Here is a 16,397-nt window from a genome sequence, read left to right on the forward strand (position 1 = left end):
CTTTACCGGGTCAAGCTGACGGGAAGGGCCCAGTCCACCGGCGTCGCTCCGGCTTCGACGAGCGCTTGGTTGGCGCGGGAGAAGGGTTTGGAGCCGAAGAAGCCGTATCGTGCGGACATTGGACTGGGATGCGGTGATTTGATGATGAACGCGTTGGTCAGCAGTGGCTCTAGCGTCTGGGCCTTGCGCCCCCACAGGATGGCGACCAAAGGTTTGATGCTGCCGTCGGGATCGCGGCGGTTGTTCAACGCGGTGATGGCCGCGTCGGTGACCTCTTCCCATCCTTTGCCCTGATGGCTGCCCGGTTTGCCTGGCTCGACTGTCAGGCATCTGTTGAGCAGCATAACGCCCTGCCTTGTCCACGGCGTCAGATCACCGTTGGCGGGCATGGGAACGCCCAGATCGTCGGTCAGCTCCGTATAGATGTTTGCCAGACTGCGCGGAATGGGTCTGACGTCTGGAGCCACGCAGAAGCTCAACCCCACCGGATGTCCAGGCGTTGGGTAGGGATCCTGTCCCACGATCAGCACCTTGATGCTGTCGAACGGGATGGTGAATGCCCGCAGAATGTTCTTGCTTGCCGGAAGATACCGTCGTCCCGCTGCGATTTCCGATCTCAGGAAATCGCCCATGTGATGCACTTGGGGCTCTACGTCGGCAAGGGCTTGCGCCCATCCGGGCTCCACGAGGTCTTTCAATGGTTTGATATGGGTCATATCGTCCTACTGTACGACGGGCGGTGCAGCCGGTCATGTCGATTTCCGTGGAACGGCGTATGTAAGCGGGTGCGGAATCGGCCATATCGATTGTGGACTGACTGTACGGGTCGTTACACTGGGTGGTACAAGCGCAAGAAATGAGGTTGCAGAAAATGGCTAAACAGGGCAAGGAGACCTACGAATCCTACGCCAAGGATATGTTCGACAATCCTCCGGCCGGGCCGATGGGCGTGCATCGTGGCGCGCGTTCCGCGGCGTCCCGAGCCATGCCGTATGTGATTGTCGTCATCGTGTCTTTGCTTGCGGGTCTGTTGTTCTGGGGAATCTACTCGGGGGAGGCCGGCAACCTGAAGATGCCTTGGGCCGCCAAGGAGAGTTCCTCCACGTCCTCCGCCAGCACGGGCAAGAAGTCGGAGGGCAAGTCCGAGGCGGCGAGCGGAGATACGGACAAGAACAAGAACCAGACTTCCGACTCGTCCAATGCACAGTCGGGCGATGCCACGGACTCCGATCAGAATGACGGTCAGAACTCCGATCAGGATACTGATACGAACCAGAGCGTGAATCTGAGCACGCAGATTCGTGTGGTGAATGCCACCAATATCACCGGTTACGCCAAGAGCAAGGCGGATGCCTTGACGCAGGCCGGATATACCAGCGTAACCGCCGACAACCCGACGGGCAATGTCCCCAGCCAGACCGTTGTCTGGTATCAGAATGAAGCTGACAAGGCCACTGCGGAGAACGTTGCGCAGACGCTGAACATCGCCAACGTCGAACAGTCGAGCACGTTGACCACTCCTATCGTTGTGGTGCTGCTGAACTGAAAAACGCCGCAGGGGTTTCTATGGGAGTCTCGCCTCGATGAGGGGGCGGGGCTCCTTTGTTTTCCTAGGTATTTCAACGCCTGTCGATTATTTGGTCGGTGCTTCCATCTTGCTCACAGCGCAAAGAACGTCATCGGGTTTGGCACTCTCGACGTGAGAGTGCTAATCTGCGAATTAGCACTCGACGAGTGAGAGTGATAACCGGCAGCTGACGGCTGGTTCTGATTGTCGCTCCGAAGGTGGAAATAATACCGTGTAGCCATATGTGGAGGAACAATGGCAAAGATGATTGCATATGACGACGAAGCTCGTCAGGGAATGCTCGCGGGCCTCGACAAGCTCGCTGACACCGTCAAGGTCACCCTTGGTCCGAAGGGCCGCAACGTGGTGCTTGACAAGACCTACGGCGCTCCGACCATCACCAACGATGGCGTCTCCATCGCAAAGGAAATCGATCTGGACGATCCGTACGAGCGCATCGGCGCCGAACTGGTCAAGGAAGTCGCCAAGAAGACCGATGACGTCGCAGGCGACGGCACCACCACCGCGACCGTGCTGGCCCAGTCCCTGGTGCATGAGGGTCTGAAGAACGTCACCGCCGGCTCCAACCCGATCGCGCTGCGTCGCGGCATCGAAAAGGCTTCCGACGCCATTGTCAAGGAACTTGTCGCGGCCGCCAAGGATGTCGAGACCAAGGACCAGATCGCTGCCACCGCAACGATCTCCGCCGCTGATCCGGAAGTCGGCGAGAAGATCGCCGAAGCTCTGGACAAGGTCGGCCAGGACGGTGTCGTGACCGTCGAGGACAACAACCGCTTCGGACTGGATCTGGACTTCACCGAGGGCATGCGTTTCGACAAGGGCTACATCGCCCCGTACTTCGTGACCAATGCCGATGACCAAACCGCCGTGCTCGAGGATCCGTATATCCTCCTGACCTCCGGCAAGCTCAGCTCCCAGCAGGATGTCGTCCATATCGCCGAGCTGGTCATGAAGACCGGCAAGCCGCTGATGATCATCGCCGAGGATGTCGACGGCGAAGCCCTGCCGACCCTGATTCTGAACAATATCCGTGGCACTTTCAAGTCCTGCGCCGTCAAGGCTCCGGGCTTTGGCGACCGTCGCAAGGCCATGCTGCAGGATATGGCCATCCTGACCGGTGCCCAGGTGGTGTCCGATGAACTGGGTCTGAAGCTTGATTCCGTCGACATGTCCGTGCTTGGCACCGCCAAGAAGGTCATCGTCTCCAAGGACGAGACCACCATCGTGTCCGGTGGCGGCTCCAAGGAGGATGTGGCTGCCCGCGTCGCTCAGATTCGTGCGGAAATCGCCAATACCGATTCTGACTACGATCGTGAGAAGCTGCAGGAGCGTCTGGCCAAGTTGGCTGGCGGCGTCGCTGTCATCAAGGTCGGTGCTGCTACCGAAGTCGAGGCCAAGGAACGCAAGCATCGCATCGAGGATGCCGTGCGCAACGCCAAGGCCGCCATTGAGGAAGGTCTGCTGCCTGGTGGCGGTGTCGCTCTGGTTCAGGCTGCGGCCAAGGCTCAGAACGATGTCAAGCTTGAAGGCGACGAGGCTACCGGCGCGGCCATCGTGTTCCGCGCCATCGAAGCCCCGATCAAGCAGATCGCCGAGAACGCTGGCCTGTCCGGCGATGTGGTGATCGACAAGGTTCGCTCCCTGCCTGACGGCCAGGGCCTGAACGCAGCCACCAACGAGTACGAGGACCTGCTGGCCGCAGGCGTCACCGACCCGGTCAAGGTGACTCGTTCCGCTCTGCAGAACGCAGCTTCCATCGCTGGACTGTTCCTGACCACCGAAGCCGTGGTGGCCAACAAGCCAGAACCGCCGGCAGCCGCTCCGGCAGCCGGCGCCGACATGGGCTACTGATAGGCGATAGCCGGTAGTCTCTGTCCCTCGCGGATAGGCATAAGGATCCGTTTCCCTTGATAATCGGGGGAGACGGATCCTTTTCATATTTCGTTTAGTGAACGCCTTGACGCGAATGTCGGTATTTTCTTCGTGAAGCGTTGGAATGGTGTTTCCGGGACGCGAGCATCGCTCCTGCGGCCACCGCTACGGCCGATATGCCGCTGCAAGTCAGGGCAATCCGTCCCATGTCATAGGGAATTCCCGTCATCGGCAGTGCGGGTGGTTCGACTGCGCTCCACTGTTCTTCATCGATGTCGATGCCGAGCAATGGCTTCAAGCCGAACACCCCTTGCTGATCGGTTATGGTCAGGTCATACCAGTATCTGCCGGCCTTCCATGTATCCCAGCCGAAATCGTCGGGAATGAATTCCGGTCCTTTGCTGGTGCCTTGTGCCTGCACCATGGCGTTTTTCGCGACGGAACGCTCCGCACGGACGCCTTCCGCGTCGGAGCACCAGTTCAGCGTGCTGACGATCTGGAGCGATGGCACGGCGTCGAATTCCATGATGATGCTGTCGTGCACGGCATCGGCGCCTCCTGCGAATCGGAACGTGTTCGCAGCTTCGGTCCGTGCCTGATGGATTCCGGCAAGCACCTGGAATTGTTCCTCTGGATCCGTTCTGCCGTCGTGTGTCGCCGAAGAGGCAAGCGGCACCACGGCTCCGGACGCATCCACCACGTTCGCGGGATCGATCGCCACATCAAACCAATAACGATCTGCCTCCTGTAGGTTCTGATGCCAGTTGCCGGTAAAACCAAGGTCCGCCGGAACGAATCCGGGAGAATCAACCTTCACGACGCTTTGGGAAGGGATGCGGATGTCCGAAACGGTTTTCGTCGAATGTATGATTCCCTCCGAGCTGGGGTAGTTCAGCGTGATATGAATCGTCCTGACGAGTATTTCGACCGCTCCATTATTGGTGAGGGAGATGGTATCAGTGACAGTGTTGGCGTTCCCGGTCGACGCGTCGTTCGGATTCGCCTTCGTCGTCAATCCCAATGAGAGTGTATCCGGTGAGATGACGAAGCGTTCCGCAGCATCGTTGGAACCATCCAATGAAGCGGTTCTGACGAGTGATGATTGCACGCCTTTGGACGCGTCTTTGATATGAATGTCGGCACCTGACACATCAAACCAGTATTCGCCTGCCATCCATGAGTCGAGGCCAAGGTCCGCGGGAACGAAATCAGGGCTTTTCAAGGTTATGACCGAACCGGATTTCGGAACTGTCGCCGAGGTGAACGTCTTCGGATCGCTTCTTGAGACGTTCCCGGATGAGCTTCGGTATGACAGTGTCAGGGACAGTCCCGTCACCTGCAGGTCGAATATCGTCGTTCCTTGTCCGTTGGAGCTTGCAGAACGAAGCGTCAATGTGTCGTGAACGGCTTTGTCTCCGGCATATGACGCCTGCGAGGCATCCGCGCGGGTGGATCCGAGCAGCGTGAAGCGTTGGGGTTCGTCGAAGCCGACCCATGGCGCATTGTGATGCTCCCATACATCGAAATCAAGATTGCCACCGATGAGAAGCCGGCCGTTGGTGTCCGCGTAATCGGTCATATCGCCATTCGGCAGAAGGATGGATCCGGGGAACAGCGATCCCTTGCCCAGCACCGTGCCGTACACATTGCCGCCCGCCGACACCCCATAGCCGTCCTTGTTCAGCGTTCCGTGTGAATAATCAAGTGTCAGATGGGAGACGTCGGGGTAATTCCACATGATGCGGCTGGAGATGTCGCGGAATCTTGACCATGAATCGCCCCGGGCGTTGATCGCTGTGGAATGGTTCTCTCCATTCACCCAGATGCGCCATCCGGGACTCCATATCCGTTCCCCCGATCCGGACACGTTGATGACGATGGCTTGACCATCGGGAAGATCTCGGAAATCAAGGCTCCATTGGTTGACCCCGTATGTCGTTCCCGCCGCTTTGAGAGCATCCAGGTCAAGGAGGAACACCTGCTTTTCCGGCTTGCCGGTTCCTTGGAAGACGATGCGGCCCTCATCGCGGATCGACACGGCATAGTCGTCGAAGAACACGTGCGTGTCCTCGTCAGGGGCCTTCTCGAACGAGATGCTGCCGTTCGCTGAAAGCGAAACGAGTTGGCGACTCAACGGCCTCAGGGTCTTGTCAACATAATCGTTGTAGTCGACGATGCCGCCTTTGCCATCGATATTCGCTCTCAACGCCTCGGTTTTGCCGAGACCGTGGATGATCTTCGCGGTCGCGGGCAAATCCGGATACGCCCATGATTTGACTTGGGAGGCGTCGGCGTTCCATCCCATTTCCGTCATATTGCCATGCGTGGCGAGATACAGAGGTCTGCGGCCATTGGCGTCGGTTTCCCTGCCGTCGCCCCATGCCACTTTGCCTCCGAATCTGGCTGATCCGCTGACCCATTGAGGCCGTTCCCCGGTATGGTTGCGGAATTCGCCGCCCACGGTGATCATGTCGGCGCCGGCCGGCGGATTGAACCCCATGCCCCACATGACCTTGCCGGCAAGGAGGCTTTCCGGCATGTGACGTTCGATGGACAGGTTGCCGTCGACGACGATGCTTCCTTCCGTCTCGACGTTGTTGTGGTAAGTCATGTTGCCTCCCACGTAGATGCTGGTGGCCGGATCCTCGATGTCATGCACTCCATTGACGATCTGGCCTTCGGCGAGGAGCCCGCCCACGCCGTCCGGCTGGGATCCACCGGCATCGGAGTCCGATGGATCCGACTGATCGAGATTCGATTCCCTGGTCGCCTTCCGCGTGGAGTCCGCGATGTTTTGGACGGTTCCTTCGGATGTTGGAACGGCTTGCGTGTCTGAATAGGGTAATTTCCGTATGACGGCTGCGGCTGTGGACTGGTGGGGCTGTTCGGCATATGCGATGCCGTTCGTTGCCATGACCAACGTGGCCAGTCCCACGATGCAGGCCAGGATTCTGGTACGTGGATGAAGATTCATCGTAGCGTCTTTCTGTTTTTGGTGGTGTCATTTCCGGCCCGTCGTCCGGTGCCGGCGGCGGAACAAGCCGCGGAAGACGCTGGACGACGGGCCGGTTTGGAAAAGTCCCGGATTATTGGGCGAACAGACGTGAAGCCTGCATTTCGGTCTCCGAATACAATGCGGAGGCCTGCATCAGCGCTCGCTGGATCGATTCGAGGGATTGCTCCATCTGCTGTTGGGCCGCTCGCCATTGCTCCGCCACCGCGGTGAACTGCGTCGCGGCGCCGCCCCGCCAGACGCTCTGCAGGTTGTTGAGATTGCCGTACATTCCCTGCACGGCCTGCCGGATCGACTGGATGGAAGCGTTCACAGCGGCGCTTGAGGATTGAATCTGCTCGCTGTCGACTTGATACTGAGGCATGATGGTCCTTTCGTCGTTGGATGGTTGTTTTCCACCGTGCGGTCTTGGGTTGGCGCAACCGAACGGTACAGTGGACGATATGTCTTCAGTGAACGTGTGCGATGGAAAAACCGGGGTTGTGGTCGGAGAACCTGCGAATTTGTGGTACAACGGCGTGTCGTGGAAGTGCGATGGTGTGAGAAATCGTTGGAATAAAGCGGTTTGTGCATTGATTGTGGCCATCTTCGGCTTGTTTGCGGTGCTGTGGATAACTCCGGCGGGATATGCGGCTGACGATGATGCGGACCTGGGTGTCACGGCCACGGAGAACATCACCGACACGCAGAATCTGCTTGGATCGAACGTCTCCGAAATCACCGATGCCATCAACAGGACGAAGAAGGAGACCGGCGTCACCGTACGTCTGGTGTATCTTGACAGCTTCAACGCCAATGGCAAACCCGACAAGTGGGTGAGCGACCTGTTGGAATCGCTCCATCCGAAGCCGAACACCGTGATGCTGGCCGTCGCTTCGAGCGATGGCAATCTGGTGGTGGCCGTGTCCTCGAATTCCGAGGAGTGGCTGAGAAGCAAATCCACTGTGGACGCGCTTTCTGACGCCGCGCAGAAGCCTCTGATGGAAAAAGATCCCGATTGGGCGAAATCCGCCACCGACATGATGGCCCAGATCACAGTGCAGAAGAAGACCTCCACTTCCTCCAAAACCGTTTGGCTCAGTGTATGGATTTTGATCGGCGCATTGGTGCTGCTGGTAATCGTTCTGGCCGTATTCCACGTACTGCGCAGGAAGGGCGTGATCTCACGGCGGCGCAAGGGGCGTCATAGTGGCCATGACGTCATCGACGAACGGGAACGGCCTGTCAGGGCATGGGATGTCGATTCCAAGGGAAAAGCTGACAATGACCATGCTGAAGCGTCGACGCAAGATTCAGAATCCGTTCAGGAAACATCCAGTGAAGTGAGTGATGCTTGAAACCATGAGCAAGCCTATTGAAGCATCCATTGTCGTTGTCGATGACGAGCCGTCCATCCGTGAGCTGCTGGTGGCATCGCTGCATTTCGCCGGCTTCGAAGTGAACACCGCGGCGTCGGGGTCCGAGGCCATCGAAGTCATCGAGAAGATCCAGCCTGATCTGATTGTCTTGGACGTAATGCTTCCTGACATCGATGGTTTCACCGTGACCCGTCGCATCAGGCAGGAAGGCATCACCACACCCGTACTGTATCTGACCGCCCGTGACGATACCCAAGACAAGATCATGGGACTGACCGTGGGCGGTGACGACTACGTGACCAAACCGTTCAGTCTCGAGGAGGTCGTGGCTCGCATCCGCGCAATTCTGCGTCGCACCCAAGAACAGGTCGAGGATGATCCGATCATCCGCGTGGGTGATCTTGAGATCAATGAGGATTCGCATGACGTGTCCCGCGCCGGCCAGCCAATCGAGCTGAGCCCGACGGAGTACAAACTGCTCCGGTACCTCATGGACAATGAGGGACGTGTGCTGTCCAAGGCGCAGATCCTCGACCATGTGTGGCAGTACGACTGGGGTGGAGACGCGGCCATCGTCGAATCGTATATCTCCTATCTGCGCAAGAAGGTCGATGGCATCGTCGTGGAGGACGAGAACGGCGAGAAGCACAAGGTGACCCCTCTTATCGAGACGAAGCGCGGCATCGGCTATATGATCCGCGCGCCCAAGAACTAGCCTTCAGTCATGAGTATGGATTCCAATCCTCTGTCCGCCGGCGCAGCCCCCAACCCTTCGGCGGTTCCCCCTCCCGTGCTGCCTTCCCGTCCGTCGGCGAAGCGTGGAAAGTTGTGGAGCCGTTTCACCCGCAGAATCCAAGCGATTCCGCTGAGCACGAAACTGGTCACCTGCATCATCGTGCTGCTGACCATTGGAACCATCGGTATCTCCTTTTCCATACGGACGCTGGTGGGCAATTATCTGCTGCAGAAGACCGATACGCAGCTGCTCAACCAGGCCCAGCTGATTTTCAACAGCATGGATTCGCTCGGCAGCGATAGCGGCGATGATGGACGAAGCCTCATGAACACGTATTACGTGGAGGTGAGGGACAGCGAATACCGGAGCACGGGCGTCGCTTCGGTGCCCATGCTCCGTGACGGAGTGGTCTCCGAACCAAGTCTTCCTGCGGATGGCAGCATAGACGGCGTCACACTTGGACAGCCGTTCACGACGCGTGCTGTGGTGCATGTCACCACAAGCCGTAATCCCGACCACGCCATCATGCAGGAGGCACAGTCGCCCTGGCGCGTCGTCGCATTGCCATGGAGCGAAAAGACACGGGGAGGACAGGTCAAGGACAGCGGCATCGTGTTCATCGGACTGTCGTTGAGTGATCAGATAGACACGGCCAACACGCTGACGAGGTTCTGCGCGATGGTTGGCATCGCCGTGGTGCTGATCGGCGTGATACTCGGAACCATTCTGGTGCAGGGCACGCTCGCGCCATTGAAACGCATCGAGAAAACCGCGGCGAAGATCGCGGCGGGAGATCTGAGCCAACGTGTGCCGGACCTGCCGGAGAACACGGAGGTCGGCTCGCTTTCCGTGTCCTTGAACACTATGCTGGCTCGCATCGAGGAAAGCTTCCACGCGCAGGAGGAGACCACCGAGAAGATGAAACGGTTCGTCTCGGATGCCAGCCATGAGCTACGCACTCCGCTTGCCGCCATCCACGGATACGCGGAATTGTACAAGATGCAGCGGGATATGCCGGGTGCCCTGGAACGCGCGGACGAATCCATCGCGCATATCGAGGCGTCCAGCGCCCGCATGACGGTTCTGGTGGAGGATCTGCTGTCCTTGGCCAGACTGGATGAGGGGCGTGGTATCGACATCACGCAGCAGGTGAAACTGACCTCCGTGGTGAAGGACGCCGCCGACGACCTGCATGCCCTTGATCCCGAGCGTGGCATCTCATGCGGACGGGTGGTTCTTCAGCCTGGAACGGATCTGGACAATCCGACGAAACTGGCTTTCCTGAAGGGCGACATGCCGCAGATCGTCCTCAAAGGCGACGCGTCGCGACTGCGTCAGGTGGTCACCAACATCGTGGGCAACATCCACCGTTACACGCCGACGGATTCCCCGGTGGAGATTTCCATGGGAGTGCTTCCCGCGTCGATCAGTCCCGAATCCTTGTCCCGAATGCCATCCAATGAGCAATCGCTGCATCATCTGATCGAGGCCATCGAAGTGGGGCTGTCGATGCAGGTCGGCATGAATTACGCGATTGTGCGGTTCAGCGACCATGGTCCCGGTGTGCCGCCGGAGGCGAGGTCGAAGATCTTCGAACGGTTCTACACTGCCGATCCGTCACGTGCGAGGCAGAAGGGAGGAACCGGTCTCGGCATGGCGATCGCGCAATCCGTGGTCAAGGCGCACCATGGCTTCATCTGCGCGTCGGGCAGCGATGGCACCGGACTGACCTTGACCGTGGTGCTGCCTGTCGCGCCGGTCGAACCGAAGCCTCGGCCGGCGCCGCCGGAAGACGGCCACAGGAATGAGAAGAGGAATCGCAAGGCGAAGAAATAGGCTTTCCGCGCTTTGCGATTCCGCCGGAACAACGCAGGGGATGGGCGCATAGCCCACCTCTTGCGCTAGACTGTATCTTTGGTTTGTTATTGGCGGATGGCGTTCGGCTGTCCGCAGAAGGTACGTGATTAGCGAGTAGTGAGGTGACAATGCCTAGCGGACGTGTTCGTTGGTTCGATGCGAACAAAGGCTATGGATTCATTCAGACGGACGAGGGCGCGGATGATGTCTTCCTCCCCGCCGCCGCCCTTCCGGAAGGCGTGAAGACGCTGCGCAAAGGGGCTAAGGTCGAGTTCTCGGTGGTGGACGGCCGCCGTGGGCCGCAGGCCATGGGCGTGACCCTGGTGGCGTCGGCGCCGTCGTTGGTCAAAGCCACACGTCCGAAGCCGGATGACATGGCGGCCATCGTGGAGGATCTCATCAAGCTGCTGGACTCCGCGGGCAACCAGTTGCGCCGCCATCATTATCCTTCGCCGTCCGAGAGCAAGAAGCTCGCCACGCTGATGCGCGCGGTCGCCGACAACTTCGACGTACAGGATTGATTTCATGTCCGATACCGCAATGGAACCCAAATCGATCGCCCGGGCGGTAGCCGTCGCCGTGGCTGACGAGGAAGGACAGGTCGGCGACTTCGTGGAAGCCGTTGACCTGGAGGACGGCGTCACCGATTTCCGCTTCGAAGCGCGTGTGCGTGGTTATGAAGGATGGCAATGGTCCGTGACGATGTATCATGACGTCGAACTGGATCATTGGACGGTCAATGAATCGTCCTTGGTGCCGACCGACGAAGCGTTGCGTCCGCCGAAATGGATTCCGTGGAAGGATCGTCTCGAGCCGGGCGATCTGGCGGTGACCGATTCGATCGGTACCGATCCCGACGATCCCCGGATGGAGGACGGGTTCCGCAAGACAGGGAAAGACGTGTCGGAGGATGCCGACGCGGACAATGGCATGTCGGATGGGATGCCGGACGATGTGCGTGCTTCGGATCAGGAGACGGCTCCGGGCGCGAAAGAGGATGACGGAACCGTTCAGGAGACGGGAACGGAGAATCACGACGAGGCGGATGTCCGATCCGAGACATCCGACGAGGACATCGATGAGGCCGTCGAGGAGTTCGACCTGTCCCGCAGGCATGTGATGACTCCGCTCGGTCGTTCCCAGACCGCGAAGCGTTGGTATGAGGGTCCCCATGGGCCGAAATCGTTGTCCACCAAGACCGCGGACGGCAATCCCTGCTCCACGTGCGGATTCTTCATTCCCCTGAAAGGTGAGTTGAATCTGCTGTTCGGCGTATGCGCCAACAAATGGAGCCCGGATGATGGCAGGGTCGTGTCCGTCGACCACGGTTGCGGGGAGCATTCCGAAATCGCCCCGCCGGAACCCTCGCATCTGTGGGTGCAATCGAAGCCCGCCTTCGACGACATGCATATAGACATCATCGCGCAGGCGCCTCGTGACGAGCGTGGGTCGGTGGAACTGATCGAAAGCCTTTCCTCGGACGATGAGCATAATCCGAATGAGGATGAGGAAGGTTCCGAGGCCGATATCGAAGCCAACACCATCGACGATGACGCAAGCCAGGAGGAGGTTCTCGAGCACACGTCATCCGATGATGAGCCCGAAGTGGAGGCCACCGTCGAAATCGACGGGAACGATCAGGAGTCGACGAAGGATGACACGCGCACGGACGGCGAAACCGATATGACGTCTGAATCCGAAGACAACGTCGTACATGAACCTGTTGTCGTCGAAGACGCTTCCGGAGACGTGACTGGGGAAACGCGGGAAGCCACTGAACCTGAGCTGGAGCAATCGTCGATTCCGGATCGGTTGACCGGGACCGAATCTGCCGGGTCTGGATCCGAAATCGGGCAATCGGTTGAAACGGTTCCCGACACCTCGGACACCGAAGGTGGGACTCCGGTCGAGGAGCGACAGGCTGTGCAGGATGAGGAGACGGAATAGCCGTAGCCACGTCCTGTCGACGCATTCATAGGGAAGGCCGATGCCCCTATCTCGGACATCGGCCTTCCCTATTTCATTTCGTCGGTATGGAATCAGTGCACGACGGTGACCGTGCAATCGGCGAAATTGATGATCTGCTTGGACACGGATCCGAGGAAACGCGCATCCAAGCCGGACAATCCGCGCGAGCCCACCACCAGATGCCGTGCGTAGCGGGAGGCCTCGATGAGTCCCTTCGCGGCGGAGATGTGGAATGCGTGCGATTCGATGCGAAAATCGTCGGGAATGTCCTGAGCGGGAACCTGCACCGAATCGAGAAGTTCGTCGAGCATGCGTTCCGCGTGTTCCTGGCCGACGGCGATCGGAGCCACGGCGTTTTCGTATCCCTTGATGGTGCCCAGATCCTTCAGCTGCCAGCAGAACATGACCTGCAGGGGAGCATGGTGCAGCGCGGCGAATTCGATGGCGAAATGCAGTGCGTGCTTGGAGATCTCCGAGCCATCGACGCCGACGACCACCGGGCGCTGGCTATGCGGCAGGGGAGAACCGGGCATCTCGTAGGAGACCGTCTCATCGACGGGCGTGAGCGCATTGGCGATGGCGTCCTGCACGGAAGCCTCCTCGTCATCGAGGATGCGGACCACGGTGACAGGCACTTTCGCCTCCTCTGCGAGGGATGCCGAAAGGGAACCCAGGAACCATCGTGCCACGCGGCCTAGCGAGCGTCGTCCGACGACGATTTGTTGGGCGTCCTTGCCGATTTCCAACAGTGCGGATGTTCCGGTGGCCTTGACGGAGGTGAGTGTGACGCGGTTCTCGTCGATCGTCATGCCCTGTGAGGCCTGAACGACCCATTCACGCAGACGTCGGGCGATGTCGTGACGTTTCTCGGCCCACTGCTCCTCATCTTCCGGCTGGGAACCCGTGTCCCACGAATGGGACCATGCATAGACCGCATTCACCCGCTGGCCGGTCAACGACGCCTCGCCGAGAGCCCAGCGCAGCGCCGCAAAGGATTCATCGGAGCCGTCGACGCCGACGACGATGTCGCCTTGACGCGCGTCCGTCGCGTCATTCGATTGTAGGGTGGTGTCGCTCATTGTGGTGACCTCCTTGGTCGTTGCCATAGCTCAAGCATATCCGTTCCTTTGCGTTCACAGCGCAATTTACGCGCCGGTGGAATAAACGTCACCGTGAATCGGTAGAGTGTTGAAGGACTAACAAGAGTGGAAGGACAAGCATGTTCGAACGGTTTACCGACCGTGCGCGGCGCGTGATCGTGCTGGCGCAGGAAGAAGCTCGTACCCTCCAGCACAACTACATCGGCACCGAGCATCTGCTGCTCGGCCTGATTCGCGAGGGTGAAGGCGTCGCAGCCAAGGCGTTGGCCTCGAAGGGTGTGACTCTGGATGACACCCGCAAACAGGTCGAAGAGATGATCGGCAAGGGGAATGCGTCGCCGAACGGCCATATTCCCTTCACTCCGCATGCCAGGCAGGTGTTGGAGCTGTCGCTGCGCGAGGCGTTGCAGCTGGGGCACAGCTATATCGGCACCGAGCATATCCTGCTCGGTCTGATTCATGAGGGCGAAGGCGTCGGCACACAGGTGCTGATCAAGATGGATGTCAATCTTGGCGAACTGCGCAGTGCCACCATCGATTTGATCCGTGGCAATTCCAGCGATGGTAAGAACGATGGCAAGGGCGAGCTCGCCAACGCCGGAGGCGTCCAGGATCGACGCAATCAGACCGGTTCCGCGATCCTCGATCAATTCGGACGTAACCTGACCGCCGAGGCTGCGGCTGGAAAACTCGATCCTGTGATCGGACGCTCCAATGAGATCGAGCGTGTGATGGTGGTGCTGAGCCGCCGCACCAAGAACAATCCGGTGCTGATCGGCGAACCCGGCGTCGGCAAGACCGCCGTCGTCGAGGGACTCGCGCAGAAGATCAATGCGGGAGACGTTCCGGAGACGCTGAAAGGCAAGCAGGTCTATTCCCTGGATCTCGGATCCATGGTGGCCGGTTCCCGTTACCGCGGTGATTTCGAGGAGCGCCTGAAGAAGGTGCTGAAGGAAATCAAGACGCGCGGCGACATCGTGCTGTTCATCGATGAGATCCACACCATCGTGGGCGCAGGCTCCGCCGACGGCGCATTGGGCGCTTCCGACATGCTGAAGCCGATGCTGGCCCGCGGCGAGCTGCAGACCATCGGCGCGACCACGACCGACGAGTACCGCAAATACATCGAGAAGGATGCCGCGCTGGAACGTCGTTTCCAGCCGATCCAGGTCCATGAACCAACCATCGCCGAAACCATCGAGATTCTGAAGGGTCTGCGCGAACGGTACGAGAACCATCATCATGTGACGATCACCGATGGCGCGTTGCAGGCGGCTGCCGAGCTGTCGAGCCGTTACATTCAGGACCGTCATCTGCCGGACAAGGCCATCGACCTGATCGACGAGGCAGGTGCGCGCCTGCGCATCCGCAGACTCACCGCGCCTCCGGAATTGAAGGAACTGGACGCCAAGGCGGCCAGACTGGCCCAGGAAAAGGACCAGGCCATCAAGGACCAGGATTTCGAGAAGGCGGCCGAACTGCGCGACAAGCAGGAAAAGGTCGAAGCCGAGCGCAAGGAGAAGGAATCCTCCTGGCGTGAAGGCGAATCCGATGTGAAGATGGTGGTGGATGAGGACGTCATCGCCGAGGTGATCTCCCAGACCACGGGCATTCCGGTGTTCAAGCTCACCCAAGCCGAGTCCAAGAAGCTCATGGGCATGGAAAGCGAGCTGCACAAGCGCATCATCGGCCAGGACGAGGCCGTGTCTGCGTTGAGCCGCTCCATCCGCCGCGCTCGTGTCGGACTGAAGGATCCGAAGCGTCCCGCTGGCTCGTTCATCTTCGCTGGCCCGACCGGCGTCGGCAAGACCGAGCTGGCCAAGGCGCTCGCCGAATTCCTGTTCGATGACGAGGACGCGTTGATCCGTGTGGATATGTCGGAATTCTCCGAGAAGTACGCGGCCTCGCGTCTGTTCGGAGCGCCTCCGGGATACGTGGGCTACGAAGAGGGCGGCGAGCTCACTGAGAAGGTGCGTCGCAAGCCGTTCTCCGTGGTGCTGTTCGATGAGATCGAGAAGGCCCATCCGGATATCTTCAACACGCTGCTGCAGGTGCTGGACGATGGTCATTTGACCGATGGACAGGGACGCAAGGTGGACTTCAAGAACACCATCATCATCCTGACCACCAACCTCGGTACGCGCGACATTGCCAAGGCGGCCAACACCGGCTTCAACCTGGGCACGAATACCGAGTCAAGCTACCAGCGCATGAAGGAACAGGTCTCCGCGGAACTCAAGCAGCAGTTCCGTCCGGAATTCCTGAACCGCCTGGATGACATCATTGTGTTCAAGCAGCTCACCGAGCCGCAGGTGCGCCAGATCGTCGATCTGGATGTCAGGCAGCTCAACGACCGTCTGTTCGATCGCCATATGTCGCTCGAACTCACTGATGCGGCCAAGGATCTGCTCGCGCAGAAGGGATTCGATCCGCTGCTAGGAGCCCGCCCGCTGCGTCGTGTGATCCAACGCGACATTGAGGATGCCATTTCGGAGAAGATTCTCATGGGCGACCTCGAGGATGGCCAGCGTGTGAAGGTAGACGCCGAAGGCGAAGGCATCCTGGGCGAATTCACCTTCACCGGCGAGGCGTTCGAAGAACCGGAATCCACGGATCAGACCAAGACTCCGGAGGAATCCGCAGAACCGGCGCAACGGGAAGCGGTGCCGGTTACGGCCGAATCCACGGAACCGGCCGATTCCACACCTTCCCAGGAATGATTCCGTGTTTGCCGGACGGCTTGTCCGGCAAACAGTGAGGGCCGTTGGGTCCATGATGAAGCATCATGGACCCAACGGCCCTCACTCGTACCTACACGTACTATCGCTTCCCGGCGGTGTCCATTCGCGCTGGCCGGTCGATGGCGTTAATGCAAATAAGCGGGGCGTCACCCATGATCATGGGT

At 59.4% G+C, this 16,397-nt stretch carries 12 protein-coding genes; 8 read left to right on the plus strand and 4 right to left on the minus strand.

Annotation, left to right across the window (positions count from 1 at the left end; genetic code table 11):
• Positions 1-2 precede the first annotated feature (2 nt).
• Positions 3-716: a uracil-DNA glycosylase gene (locus OU26_RS04200; protein ID WP_026646406.1), complete on the minus strand. Its 714-nt coding sequence runs from the start codon at positions 714-716 to the stop codon at positions 3-5.
• A gap of 155 nt (positions 717-871) precedes the next feature.
• Between OU26_RS04200 and OU26_RS04205 the strand changes: the two genes are divergently transcribed.
• Positions 872-1,546, plus strand: coding sequence for a LytR C-terminal domain-containing protein (locus OU26_RS04205; protein ID WP_026646407.1), 675 nt, complete (start codon positions 872-874; stop codon positions 1,544-1,546).
• A 276-nt stretch (positions 1,547-1,822) separates the two neighbouring features.
• On the plus strand, positions 1,823-3,439 hold the full coding sequence (gene groL, locus OU26_RS04210) for a chaperonin GroEL (protein WP_026646408.1): 1,617 nt from the start codon (positions 1,823-1,825) through the stop codon (positions 3,437-3,439).
• Positions 3,440-3,533: 94 nt separating this feature from the next.
• Here the strand turns inward: groL and OU26_RS04215 are convergent, their stop codons facing one another.
• Together OU26_RS04215 and OU26_RS04220 are read right to left on the minus strand one after the other, a co-directional pair.
• On the minus strand, positions 3,534-6,434 hold the full coding sequence (locus OU26_RS04215; protein WP_026646409.1) for a choice-of-anchor A family protein: 2,901 nt from the start codon (positions 6,432-6,434) through the stop codon (positions 3,534-3,536).
• 112 nt (positions 6,435-6,546) lie between these two features.
• Positions 6,547-6,837, minus strand: coding sequence for a WXG100 family type VII secretion target (locus OU26_RS04220; RefSeq protein ID WP_026646410.1), 291 nt, complete (start codon positions 6,835-6,837; stop codon positions 6,547-6,549).
• Positions 6,838-6,916: 79 nt separating this feature from the next.
• Here OU26_RS04220 and OU26_RS04225 point away from each other — a divergent pair, with 79 nt between their 5' ends.
• The 5 genes from OU26_RS04225 (at position 6,917) to OU26_RS04245 (ending at position 12,371) form a co-directional block, all read left to right on the plus strand.
• Positions 6,917-7,810 carry a TPM domain-containing protein gene (locus OU26_RS04225; RefSeq protein WP_026646411.1) on the plus strand — a complete coding sequence of 298 codons (894 nt, stop codon included), beginning with the start codon at positions 6,917-6,919 and terminating at the stop codon, positions 7,808-7,810.
• 4 nt (positions 7,811-7,814) lie between these two features.
• Positions 7,815-8,546, plus strand: a complete 732-nt coding sequence (locus OU26_RS04230) for a response regulator transcription factor (protein ID WP_026646412.1) — start codon at positions 7,815-7,817, stop codon at positions 8,544-8,546.
• A gap of 9 nt (positions 8,547-8,555) precedes the next feature.
• Positions 8,556-10,403, plus strand: coding sequence for a HAMP domain-containing sensor histidine kinase (locus tag OU26_RS04235; protein WP_245158010.1), 1,848 nt, complete (start codon positions 8,556-8,558; stop codon positions 10,401-10,403).
• A 149-nt stretch (positions 10,404-10,552) separates the two neighbouring features.
• Positions 10,553-10,945: a cold-shock protein gene (locus OU26_RS10610; RefSeq protein WP_026646414.1), complete on the plus strand. Its 393-nt coding sequence runs from the start codon at positions 10,553-10,555 to the stop codon at positions 10,943-10,945.
• A 4-nt stretch (positions 10,946-10,949) separates the two neighbouring features.
• A complete protein-coding gene (locus OU26_RS04245; protein WP_081815628.1) occupies positions 10,950-12,371 on the plus strand; it encodes a DUF3027 domain-containing protein in 1,422 nt (473 codons plus the stop codon).
• Between the two features lie 92 nt (positions 12,372-12,463).
• Here the strand turns inward: OU26_RS04245 and OU26_RS04250 are convergent, their stop codons facing one another.
• Positions 12,464-13,471: a universal stress protein gene (locus tag OU26_RS04250; protein ID WP_026646415.1), complete on the minus strand. Its 1,008-nt coding sequence runs from the start codon at positions 13,469-13,471 to the stop codon at positions 12,464-12,466.
• A gap of 140 nt (positions 13,472-13,611) precedes the next feature.
• On the opposite strand from OU26_RS04250, the gene OU26_RS04255 reads away from it, so the two are divergent.
• The gene (locus OU26_RS04255) at positions 13,612-16,212 is read left to right on the plus strand and encodes an ATP-dependent Clp protease ATP-binding subunit (RefSeq protein ID WP_026646416.1); all 2,601 of its coding nucleotides are present in this window, start codon (positions 13,612-13,614) and stop codon (positions 16,210-16,212) included.
• Positions 16,213-16,397 lie beyond the last annotated feature (185 nt).

The sequence above is a fragment of the Bifidobacterium ruminantium DSM 6489 genome (assembly GCF_000770925.1).
GTDB lineage: Bacteria > Actinomycetota > Actinomycetes > Actinomycetales > Bifidobacteriaceae > Bifidobacterium > Bifidobacterium ruminantium.

What these genes read in the sequence shown, in the direction of transcription:
- groL (WP_026646408.1), top strand. Translation starts at nt 1,823, where the DNA reads ATGGCAAAGATGATTGCATATGACGACGAAGCTCGTCAGGGAATGCTC.
- OU26_RS04215 (WP_026646409.1), bottom strand. Translation starts at nt 6,434, where the DNA reads ATGAATCTTCATCCACGTACCAGAATCCTGGCCTGCATCGTGGGACTG.
- OU26_RS04205 (WP_026646407.1), top strand. Translation starts at nt 872, where the DNA reads ATGGCTAAACAGGGCAAGGAGACCTACGAATCCTACGCCAAGGATATG.
- OU26_RS10610 (WP_026646414.1), top strand. Translation starts at nt 10,553, where the DNA reads ATGCCTAGCGGACGTGTTCGTTGGTTCGATGCGAACAAAGGCTATGGA.
- OU26_RS04200 (WP_026646406.1), bottom strand. Translation starts at nt 716, where the DNA reads ATGACCCATATCAAACCATTGAAAGACCTCGTGGAGCCCGGATGGGCG.
- OU26_RS04250 (WP_026646415.1), bottom strand. Translation starts at nt 13,471, where the DNA reads ATGAGCGACACCACCCTACAATCGAATGACGCGACGGACGCGCGTCAA.
- OU26_RS04255 (WP_026646416.1), top strand. Translation starts at nt 13,612, where the DNA reads ATGTTCGAACGGTTTACCGACCGTGCGCGGCGCGTGATCGTGCTGGCG.
- OU26_RS04220 (WP_026646410.1), bottom strand. Translation starts at nt 6,837, where the DNA reads ATGCCTCAGTATCAAGTCGACAGCGAGCAGATTCAATCCTCAAGCGCC.
- OU26_RS04235 (WP_245158010.1), top strand. Translation starts at nt 8,556, where the DNA reads ATGAGTATGGATTCCAATCCTCTGTCCGCCGGCGCAGCCCCCAACCCT.
- OU26_RS04230 (WP_026646412.1), top strand. Translation starts at nt 7,815, where the DNA reads ATGAGCAAGCCTATTGAAGCATCCATTGTCGTTGTCGATGACGAGCCG.
- OU26_RS04225 (WP_026646411.1), top strand. Translation starts at nt 6,917, where the DNA reads ATGTCTTCAGTGAACGTGTGCGATGGAAAAACCGGGGTTGTGGTCGGA.
- OU26_RS04245 (WP_081815628.1), top strand. Translation starts at nt 10,950, where the DNA reads ATGTCCGATACCGCAATGGAACCCAAATCGATCGCCCGGGCGGTAGCC.